The 9,642-nt window shown below is 71.2% G+C and carries 9 protein-coding genes and 2 tRNA genes; 7 read left to right on the top strand and 4 right to left on the bottom strand.

Annotated elements, in window-relative coordinates:
* The first annotated feature begins 5 nt into the window (after nt 1-5).
* From crtI to G6031_RS16670, 3 genes are read left to right on the top strand one after another with little or no spacing between them, the layout of a single operon-like run.
* Nucleotides 6-1,646: a phytoene desaturase family protein gene (crtI, locus tag G6031_RS16680; protein WP_182653871.1), complete on the top strand. Its 1,641-nt coding sequence runs from the start codon at nt 6-8 to the stop codon at nt 1,644-1,646.
* Nucleotides 1,643-2,017 (top strand): lycopene cyclase domain-containing protein, encoded by a 375-nt coding sequence (locus tag G6031_RS16675; RefSeq protein ID WP_179523180.1) that lies wholly within the window; start codon nt 1,643-1,645, stop codon nt 2,015-2,017. The genes crtI and G6031_RS16675 overlap by 4 nt, the downstream gene beginning before the upstream one ends.
* Nucleotides 2,014-3,312 (top strand): prenyltransferase, encoded by a 1,299-nt coding sequence (locus tag G6031_RS16670; protein WP_182653870.1) that lies wholly within the window; start codon nt 2,014-2,016, stop codon nt 3,310-3,312. The genes G6031_RS16675 and G6031_RS16670 overlap by 4 nt, the downstream gene beginning before the upstream one ends.
* Before the next feature lie 66 nt (nt 3,313-3,378).
* Here G6031_RS16670 and G6031_RS16665 read toward each other — a convergent pair whose 3' ends face one another.
* Nucleotides 3,379-4,101 (bottom strand): glycosyltransferase family 2 protein, encoded by a 723-nt coding sequence (locus G6031_RS16665; protein WP_182653869.1) that lies wholly within the window; start codon nt 4,099-4,101, stop codon nt 3,379-3,381.
* 129 nt (nt 4,102-4,230) lie between these two features.
* Here G6031_RS16665 and G6031_RS16660 point away from each other — a divergent pair.
* Together G6031_RS16660 and G6031_RS16655 are read left to right on the top strand one after the other, a co-directional pair.
* Nucleotides 4,231-4,303 (top strand) — tRNA-Thr (locus tag G6031_RS16660).
* Between the two features lie 42 nt (nt 4,304-4,345).
* Nucleotides 4,346-4,419, top strand: a tRNA-Met gene (locus tag G6031_RS16655).
* Between the two features lie 64 nt (nt 4,420-4,483).
* On the opposite strand, the gene G6031_RS16650 is transcribed toward G6031_RS16655, so the two are convergent.
* Genes G6031_RS16650 through G6031_RS16640 form a run of 3 tightly spaced genes read right to left on the bottom strand, consistent with a single transcriptional unit; the run spans nt 4,484 to nt 7,640 of the window.
* On the bottom strand, nt 4,484-6,028 hold the full coding sequence (locus G6031_RS16650) for a tripartite tricarboxylate transporter permease (protein WP_179523177.1): 1,545 nt from the start codon (nt 6,026-6,028) through the stop codon (nt 4,484-4,486).
* Nucleotides 6,016-6,666, bottom strand: coding sequence for a tripartite tricarboxylate transporter TctB family protein (locus G6031_RS16645; RefSeq protein WP_182638649.1), 651 nt, complete (start codon nt 6,664-6,666; stop codon nt 6,016-6,018). Before G6031_RS16645 ends, G6031_RS16650 begins: the two co-directional genes overlap by 13 nt.
* Nucleotides 6,663-7,640 (bottom strand): tripartite tricarboxylate transporter substrate-binding protein, encoded by a 978-nt coding sequence (locus G6031_RS16640; RefSeq protein WP_182653868.1) that lies wholly within the window; start codon nt 7,638-7,640, stop codon nt 6,663-6,665. Before G6031_RS16640 ends, G6031_RS16645 begins: the two co-directional genes overlap by 4 nt.
* Nucleotides 7,641-7,735: 95 nt before the next feature.
* Here G6031_RS16640 and G6031_RS16635 point away from each other — a divergent pair, with 95 nt between their 5' ends.
* Both G6031_RS16635 and G6031_RS16630 read left to right on the top strand, forming a co-directional pair.
* A complete protein-coding gene (locus G6031_RS16635; protein ID WP_182653867.1) occupies nt 7,736-9,049 on the top strand; it encodes an ATP-binding protein in 1,314 nt (437 codons plus the stop codon).
* Nucleotides 9,046-9,642: response regulator (locus G6031_RS16630; RefSeq protein ID WP_182653866.1), on the top strand; the 597-nt coding region annotated here is incomplete at its 3' end. The genes G6031_RS16635 and G6031_RS16630, both read left to right, overlap by 4 nt.

The following is a 9,642-nucleotide window of genomic DNA, read 5'->3' as shown; positions in this document are numbered from 1 at the left end:
ACCGACTGCCCGGCGCCCACGCGCGTGGGCAGGCCCCGGACGGCCCCGTCGTGGTGGTGGGCGGAGGGATCGCCGGACTGGCCACCGCCGCCCTGCTCGCCCGCGAGGGCCGCGACGTCACGCTGGTCGAGGCGACGGACGAGGTGGGCGGTCGCGCCGGCAGCTGGTCGGCGGACGGGTTCCGCTTCGACACCGGCCCGTCCTGGTATCTGATGCCCGAGGTGTTCGACCACTTCTTCCGGCTGTGCGGCTCGTCGGCCGCCGAGGAGCTCGACCTGGTCCGGCTGGATCCCGGATACCGCGTCTACTTCGAGGGGCAGGCCGACCCGGTCGACATCCGCTCGGATCGCCAGGCGTCGCAGGACCTGTTCGAGTCGCTCGAGCCGGGCGCGGGTACCGCTCTGGGGAAGTACCTCGACTCGGCCGGGGCGACCTACGACCTGGCGCTGCGCCGGTTCCTCTACACCAACTTCACCTCGTACCCCGCTCTGGTGCGACCGGACGTGCTGGCCCGGGCGGGGTCGCTGGTGGCGCGGCTCGTCCAGCCGCTGCAGTCCTTCGTCGCCCGCCGGTTCACCGACCGCCGGATCCACCAGATCCTCGGCTACCCGGCCGTGTTCCTGGGCTCGTCGCCGTACCTCGCCCCGTCGATCTACCACCTGATGAGCCATCTCGACCTCACCGACGGGGTGTTGTACCCGCGCGGAGGGTTCACCGAGCTCATCGCCGCCGTCCGCCGGGTGGCCGAGGCGCAGGGGGTGCGTATCCACACGGGCACCGAGGCGGTGGAACTCACCACCACCTCCCACGGCGGCTCGGACGGCGGGACGGCCCGCGCCCGGGTGACCGGCGTCCGGGTGAGCGACCGGTCCGGCGCCGAGCGGACGCTGCCCGCCGGACTCGTGGTGGGCGCAGCCGACCTGCACCACCTCGAGACCCGGTGGCTCCCGGAGGAGCTCCGCACCTACCCGCAGTCCTACTGGGACTCGAAGACGCCCGGACCAGGCGCGCTGCTCATGCTGCTCGGAGTCCGGGGGGAGCTGCCGCAGCTGGCGCACCACACGCTGCTCTTTACCGACCGCTGGGAGGAGGGCTTCGACGCCATCTTCGGCGACTCCACCCACATCCCCGACCCGGCCTCGCTCTACGTCTGCCGACCCAGCGCGACCGACGGACCCGACTCCGGCATCGCCCCCGCCGGGCACGAGAACCTCTTCGTCCTGGTCCCCATCCCCGCCGACCCGGGTCTCGGCCACGGCGGCGTGGACGGCGCGGGCGACGCGACCATCGAGGCGGCGGCCGACCAGGCCATCGCCCAGATCGCCGACTGGACCGGGATCCCGGACCTGGCCGAGCGGGTGGTCGTCCGTCGCACCATCGCCCCGGCGGACCTGGAGGACGACCTAGGCGCATGGCGCGGCACCGCCCTCGGCCCCGCCCACACGCTGGCCCAGAGCGCGTTCTTCCGGACCCGCAACGTCTCCAGGCACGTCGACGGTCTCTACTACGCGGGGGCGTCCACCATCCCCGGGATCGGGTTGCCGATGTGCCTCATCAGCGCCGAGCTGGTGCTCAAACACGTCCGTGGCGACACGGGGACCGCCCCGGTGGCGGAACCCGGCGGGGGCACGGTGTTCGACAGGTGATCGGGCTGTCCTATCTCCTGGTCCAGGTGGTCTCCTTCGCCGGGATCCTGGTGATCGACCACCGCTGGAAGCTGGCGGCGTTCCGTGCGCCCGCCGCCGCGGCGCTCGCCGTCACCGCCTCCGTGGCGTTGCTGCTCACCTGGGACGTGCTCGGGGTGCGCAGCGGGGTGTTCTTCCGCGGACAGACCGACTTCATGACCGGGCTGCTGGTGGCGCCGGAGATCCCGTTCGAGGAGGTCGTGTTCCTGGCGTTCCTGTCCCACCTCGCGCTGGTGTGCGCGGCGGGGGTCTCGCGCGCGGTCGACCACGCGCGGGACTCCCGGGCGGCCAGGGCGTCCCGGCCCTCCCGGATGACGGGGGAACGCCGGTGACCAGCCTGTACACGACCCTCAACCTCACCATGTCCATCCCCGTGGTGGCCGTGGCGCTCCTCGCGGCCTGGCGCCTGCGCGGGCCCGAGAGACGCCGGTGGCTGATCGGGGTCGGCGGCGCGCTGCTGATCCTCATGATCCTCACCGCGGTCTTCGACAACATCATGATCTCGGCCGGGCTCGTGGCCTATGACGACTCGCTCACCAGCGGCATCCGCCTGGGTGTGGCGCCCATCGAGGACTTCGCCTACGCCGTGGCCGCGGCGGTCTTCGTGCCGTCGGTGTGGGCGTTGCTCACCGCGTCACCCCGGGTCGGGGCCGAGGTGGGGAGCCCGACGGTGTCGGGGAGGGGGGACGCGCTGCTGACGCGCGCCCCGGAGCCCGGCGACGACGACGAGGTCCGCACCCCCGAGCGGCCCGGGACGCCGGGACTGCTCACCACGCTGTTCTGGTCGTCCCGGCCGGTGTCGTGGGTCAACACCGCCGCGCCGTTCGCCCTGGCGTACTTCCTGGCGACCGGGGGGTTCGACCTCGTCGGCGTGATCGGCACGATCTTCTTCCTGGTGCCGTACAACCTCGCGATGTACGGGATCAACGACGTCTTCGACTACGAGTCCGACCTGCGCAACCCCCGCAAGGGCGGGGTCGAGGGATCGGTGCTCGAGCGGTCCCGTCACACGGCCACCCTCGTGGCCTCGGCGGTGACCACCGTGCCGTTCCTCGTGTACCTGGTGCTGACGGGGACGGTGGAGTCGTCCCTGTGGCTCGCCGCGAGCGCGTTCGCGGTGATCGCCTACAGCGCCAAGGGGCTGCGGTTCAAGGAGATCCCGTTCCTGGACTCGCTCACCTCCGCGTTCCACTTCGTCTCCCCGGCGATCGTCGGCTGGACCATCGCCGGTGCGGAACTGACCGGGGGGGTGTGGGCGTGCCTGATCGCGTTCATGCTGTGGGGTGCGGCCTCGCAGGCCTTCGGGGCCGTGCAGGACGTCCGCTTCGACCGCGAGGCGGACCTGAAGTCCGTCGCCACCGTGCTCGGGGCCCGGGCCGCGGTGTGGTTCGCGCTGGCCTGCTACGTCGCGGCGGTGGTCGTCCTGTTGGCGGCGGCGCCGTGGCCGGCCTCCGGGGCCGCCTTCGCGATCCTGCCGTACCTCGCCACCGTGGCGGCCTATGTCGGGGTCACCGACGCCGATGCCGAGCGCACCAACGAGGGCTGGAAGCGCTTCCTGGTGCTCAACATGCTGGCGGGCTTCTGCGTGACGCAGATCGTTCTGTGGTCGGTGCTCGTCTGGTCCTGACGCCGCTCGCCGCCCCCGCGGTCACGCGACCTCCGGGGCGCGCACGTCGAGGACGCGCCTGAGGCCTCAGCGCTGGACGCGGGCCATCCAGCGTTGCGAGGGCGGGCTGATGCGCCAGTTGCGGGCGATCGTCCGGAACGCGCGGGAGAACCGTCGGCGCATCGCGGCGGGATCGTCGAACGGGCGCGCCGAGATGCCCACGGTGAGCGACCGGTCCACCCGGAGGCGGTCGGCGGCACCGAACTGGAACGACAGGTCGATGTCGTCGTGCAGCTCCGGGTCCGATCGGTTCACCCCGTCCCGCACGCGATCCCAGGCCTCGCGCCGCATCGCCAGGTTCGACCCGAACAGCACCGGGTGCGCCATCGCGGCGCCCACGGAGACGAAGTACGCGTCCATGTAGAGCAGCCGGGCGGCGCGGGCCCGCCAGCCGCTCAGCCCGATGAACTCGCCCGGGCCGGAGATCGCCACGAGCTCGGGGTCCTCGGTGAACGCCTTGTCGATTCGCTGCACCCAGTCCGGGCCCGGGCGGGAGTCCGCGTCCAGGCGGGCGATCACGTCTCCCGAGGCCGTGTCGTAACCGGTGGCCGTGGCCGAGGGGATGCCCCGCACGGCCTCGGTGACCACCCGGGCCCCGGCGTCGCGGGCCACCTCGGCACTGTCGTCGGCGCAACCGTTGTCCACCACCACGATCTCGTCCGGTGTCCTGGTCTGGCGACGCAGGGCCGCGAGGCACCCGGCGAGCTCGTGGGCGTCGTCGAGGACGGGGACGACCACGGAGATTCGCATGCCCCTCATCCTGCCAGCGGGGCGCCGACCCCATCCAACCGGGCGATTTGTGCCCCGTTCGAGCGTGTGTGTAATCTGCTAGAGGCTTTCACCCCGAGCCGCGAAGTGATTCGCGAACCGGAGTGGCCGGCCCCCTTAGCTCAGTCGGTAGAGCGTTTCCATGGTAAGGAAAAGGTCGACGGTTCGATTCCGTCAGGGGGCTCGCACTGTGCGGGGCGGTTCGATCGCCCGACTGGCAGGGCATGCCGGTGTAGCTCAGCTGGTTAGAGCGCACGACTCATAATCGTGAGGTCGGGGGATCGAGTCCCCCCACCGGTACCGATCAGGATCACGAAGGCCGCCCACGTGTCGTGGGCGGCCTTCGTCGTGTCCCGCGGTTCCCTCACCGAGCGGCGGGCTCCACCCGTTCGGCGGCCTCCACGCGCCGACGACGACGGTGCCGGGTGTGCTGGATGATGCTCGCCGCGACGGCCGCCGCCAGCAACGCGTACAGCGTGAGGGTGATGGTCGAGGAGAACAGGATCGACACATCGCCCTCGGACTGCGCGAGCGACCGACGCAGTTCGAGCTCCGCCAGCGGTCCGAGGATCGCGGCGATCAGCACCGGGGCCAGCGGGATCGAGTACCGGCGCATGAGGAATCCCACGATGCCGATCGCGATCACCATCCAGAGATCGAGCGTCGACGAGGAGATCGCGTAGGTGCCGAGCATCGCGATGACCGTCACCCCGGCGTACAGGTAATGGCGGGGGATCAGCAGCAGCTTCGCCCACACGGCCGCGAACGGCAGGTTGATGATCAACAGGATGATCAGGCCGACGAACAGGCTGGCCAGCAGCGGCCAGACCAGTGCGGCGCTCGTCTCGAACAGCAGGGGACCGGGCTGCATCCCGTACTGCTGGAACGCGGCCAGCATCATGGCGGCGGTCGCCGAGGTCGGCAGGCCCAGGACGAGCAGCGCCCCCATCGCGCTGCCGGCGGTGGCATTGCCCGCGGCCTCGGGTGCGGCGACGCCCTGGAGCGCGCCGCGGGTGCCGAAGTCTGGGTCGTGGCGCCGCGCGGCCAGTGCCTTCTCGGTGCCGTAGGCGAGGAACGTCGGGACCTCGGAGCCGCCGACCGGGATCGTGCCGAAGGGCAGACCGAACGCCGTGCCGCGGAGGAAGGCGGGCACGATTCTGCGCATCTCCTTCCGGGTCGGGAACGGTGAGCCCTCGGTGGTCACCGGACCGCCGATGTGCGCCTCGCGGTGGATCCGCGACGCCTGGTGCAGCACCTCGCCGAGGGCCAGCAGGCCCACGGTGATCACGATGATCGAGATGCCCTCGAACAGGGACGGGTTGTCCAGCGTGAATCGCTGGGTGCCGGTCATCGAATCGGTTCCGACCAGGGCGAGAGCGAGACCCAGCCCGAGCGCGGCGAGTCCCCTCACGACGGACTCGGCGACCACCGCCGAGATGGCGACGAAGGCGAACACCGCCAGAGCGAAGTACTCCGGTGACGAGAACGCCCGGGCGAGGACGATCAGATAGGGGGAGAACATCACCACGCAGGCGCACGCGATCATGCCGCCCGTGAACGCGCCGATCGCCGAGATCCCCAGGGCCTTGGCCGCCCGGCCGCTCTTGGCCATCCGGTGCCCTTCGAACGTCGTGGCTATGGCGGACGAGTTGCCCGGTGTGTTGAGCAGGATCCCGGAGGTCGAGTCGCCGAACAGTCCGCCGAAGTAGATGCTGGCGAACATGATGAAGGCGCCGGTCGGGTCGAGGGTGAAGGTGACCGGCAGGAGCAGGGCGACCGCCATCGCGGAGCCGAGTCCCGGTAGGACACCGACCGCGGTGCCGAGGAGGGCACCGATCAGCAGGAGGGTGAGGTTCATCGGGGTGAGCACCCCGGCGAGGCCCTCGCCCAGCAGGCTCAGTTGCTCCACGGCACGACTCCTTCGAGGATTCCGGCGGGCAGTCCCAGGCCGAGCCCGGCCGAGAACGCGATCTGGATGACGGAGGCGAAGATCACCGAGACGGCGATGTCGAAGACCGGCCGTCTGCTCCCCAGCGCGCGGCTCACGATCCAGAACAGCGCGCTGGCGGTGACCAGCCAGCCGACGGGCTGGAGCAGGAACGCGAACCCGATGAGGGCGGCGATCACGATTCCGGTGGTGCGGTAGTCGACGGGCACGTACTCCGGGTCGGCGGCGGGTACCGGCGACGTCGTGGTGGGGGAGTCGACGGGGTCGTCGATCGCGGCCAGGTCCTCGAGCATGTCGGTGGACAGTTGACCCATGGTCGAGGTGGCCGCGGTGTGCCGAGGGGTGCGGATGACGTTGATCGCCAGCAGTCCGCCGGTCAGGATCAGGAATCCGGCCACGAGGGCGGGGACGAACCGCGGCCCGGGTGCTCCCACGCCCTCGGGGACATCCATGGTGATGATCTGCACGATCATGAACACTGCGAGCGCGAGTACGCCGGCGGCGAACCCGAGCTCGGTCCGGTCGCGCCACCACCGCCTCCGGTCGCCGGACCGGGCCGGCGGGACCGCCGTGCTCGTCTGGTCGGATAAGAGTGTCATTGTCCCAGCTCCCTGATGATGTCTTCGGTCGTGGCGATCTCCGCGTCGAGGAACCGCGCGAACTCGTCACCTGCCATGAACTCGTCGGTCCAGTTGTTGCGCCCGAGGGTGTCGCGCCACTCGTCGGTCTCGCGCATCTCCGCGATGATCGCGATGAGCTCGTCCCGGACCTCGTCCGGGATGTCCGGTGGGGCGACCAGTCCGCGCCAGTTCGACATGGACACGTCCACTCCCTGTTCGATGAAGGTCGGGGTCGACAGCTCCTCGACCGGGGTCGCCGACGAGACCCCGAGCGCACGGAGCTCGCCCGCCTCGATCTGGGCGTCGAAGTCGTTGGCGCCGGAGATGGCGCCCAGCGCGGAGCCGCTGATCATCGATCTCACGACCTCCCCACCACCGGAATAGGCGATGTAGTTGACGAGGGCCGGGTCGATGCCGGCGGCGTCGGCGAGCATGCCGGTGAGCAGATGGTCGATGCTCCCGAGCGACCCGCCCGCGATCGCCATGCCCGGATGCTCACGCCATGCCGCGAGGAACTCGTCGAGGGTCTGGTACGGGGAGTCCGCGGGGACCACCAGCACGTTGTAGTCGTCGGCGAGGCGGGCGATCGGCGTCGTGTCCTCGAGCGTGGCGTCGGAATCCTGCAGGATCACCCCGCCCACCATGACGCCGCCGGTGACCAGCAGTGAGTCGGTGCGTCCGGCGAGCTGGACGAACTGGGTCAGTCCGATGGTCCCGGCCGCGCCCGGGACGTTGCGGACCCGCACCGCGTTGACGATCCCGTTGGTCATGAGTGCCTGCTGTGCTTCCCTGCCGAACGTGTCCCACCCGCCCCCGGGGGCGGCCGGTGCGATGATGCTCAGTTGGGTCCGCGGGTTGTCGCCGCCTCCGGATCGGCTGGCGTCGGTCGCCGCGGCCGTGGTGAGCCCGACGGCGAGTACCACGGTCAGGATGCGGGCGAAGGGGTGTCGCATCAACGGTCCTTCCAGGTGGTCGATGGCATGAGCGCCACCGAGGGATGAGCTGAGCATGGATCGGCAACGTGTGATGTGGGGCACAACTAGTCTTTGTGCTCATTGATGCTCACGCCGCCGGGCCGGACGGTGGCGGTGCGGGCGAGGGGAGGAGCGGGGTGGCGCGGTACTCGGAGTGGTTGCTCAGCCGGCGGTTCCGGCTCCTCGTGGTGCTGCTGATCCAGTGCGCTGTCGTGGTGACCTGCGTGGGCCTGACGGCCTTCGCCGCGGCCCGGGCCCAGGAGCGGCAGGTGCGCGAGGCCACGACCGAGCGGGTCCTCGCGGTCGCGCGTAGCCTCGCGGATCTCGACCAGGTGCGGGAGGCCATCGGGCGGGGTGACGCCGAGCAGGAGCTGCAACCGTTGACCGAGCTGATCCAGCAGGCGTCCGGCGTCGACTACGTCGTGATCAGTGACGCGCGGGGGATCCGGATAACCCACCCGGTGGCAGGGGAGCGTGGCCGACCGGTCTCGACCGACCCGTCGGACGTCCTGGCGGGAGCCACCTTCGTCGGCACCGAGGAGGGGACGCTCGGTCCGACCCTGCGTGCCAAGGTGCCCGTGTACCGCGACGGCGACGTGGTCGGCGCGGCATCGGTCGGGGTGCTCGAATCGGAGATCGCCGCCGACCTGCGGTCGAGTCTCACTGCGATGGCACCGTGGGTGTTGCTGGCGGTGCTGGTCGGGCTGACCGGGGCCGCCGGGGTCTCGGCGGCGATCGGCGCCCGGGTCCGCAGGCTGGAGGCGGAGAACGCCGAACTGGGGGAGCAGCGACGGTTGTCCCGGGCTCTGCGCGAGCAGACCCACGAGTTCCGGACCCGCATCCATGCGGTGTACGGGCTGGTCGAGAGCGGCGAGGCCGACGCGGCACTGGACTACCTGGCGGAGCTGGCCCCCATCACCGGTGCGGACACCCGCGACGGGGGCGTCGAGGATCCGCGCCTGCGCGCGGTGTTGGGGGAGATGGCGGCGGAGTACCGGACACAGGGGGGACTGCTGGAGATCGACCCCCTGACCTCGACGAGCGCAGGTGAGCTCGGGGGCGACGACCTCTCGCTCATCGCCAATCTGGTGATCAACGCCGTCGAGGCGGCGGGGCCCGGGGGCCACGTCCAGGTTCTGGTGCTGGCGGACGAGTTCGGCACCGAGGTGGCGGTGGGTGACGACGGGCCGAGCCTGGACCCGGAGGCGCTTCCGACGATGATCGAGCACGGTTACTCCACCAAGGAGCCGGGTGGCCGGAACGCGACGCGCGGCGTGGGCCTGGCGGTGGTCTGGCAGATCGTGCTGGACCGGGATGGTGAGATCGAGGTGGGCAGGTCGCCGGCCGGTGGGGCGCTGGTCACCGTACGGCTGCGGGGGGGACGATGACGGACGAGGGACAGGGCGGCCGCGTCATCCGGACGCTCATCGTCGACGACGATCCCGTCGCGCGGCGCCTGCACAGTCGGTACGTGGAGGGCGTCGCGGGCTTCGGCGTGACCGCCGCGGTCGCCGACGGGCAGGGGGCGGTGGGGTGGGTGGCCGGTGGCGGGATCGACCTGGTGCTACTCGACATCGGCCTGCCGGGCTTCAGCGGGATCGAGGTGCTGCACCGGATCCGGACGATCTCCCGCCGCCCGATCAGTGTGATCGTGGTGAGTTCGTTGCGGGACCGCATCACCGTTCGGCAGGCGCTGTCCGGCCAGGTCGCCGGGTATCTGGTCAAGCCCTTCACCAGGGCCGCGATGGTCGAGCGACTGGAGCGGTTCCGGTCCGAGTTCGCCGCCGGGCCGCCGGCCGAGCTCGACTCGTTCGGGCAGGGGGAGATCGACGCCCTGCTACGGAGGGGGGCGGGCGTGGGGCCCACGGCCCCGGCGACGGAGGGACCGACCCGGGCACCGGAGGGCCGGGCCCCGGTGCGGCTGCCGAAGGGCTTGTCCGAGCCGACGCTGGCCGCGGTCCTGGCCGCACTGGACGACGGC

Source organism: Dietzia sp. CQ4 (assembly GCF_014145125.1).
Lineage (GTDB): Bacteria > Actinomycetota > Actinomycetes > Mycobacteriales > Mycobacteriaceae > Dietzia > Dietzia natronolimnaea.
The sequence above is the reverse complement of the archived record's forward strand: the minus strand, read 5'-3'. Positions and strand labels throughout refer to the sequence as shown.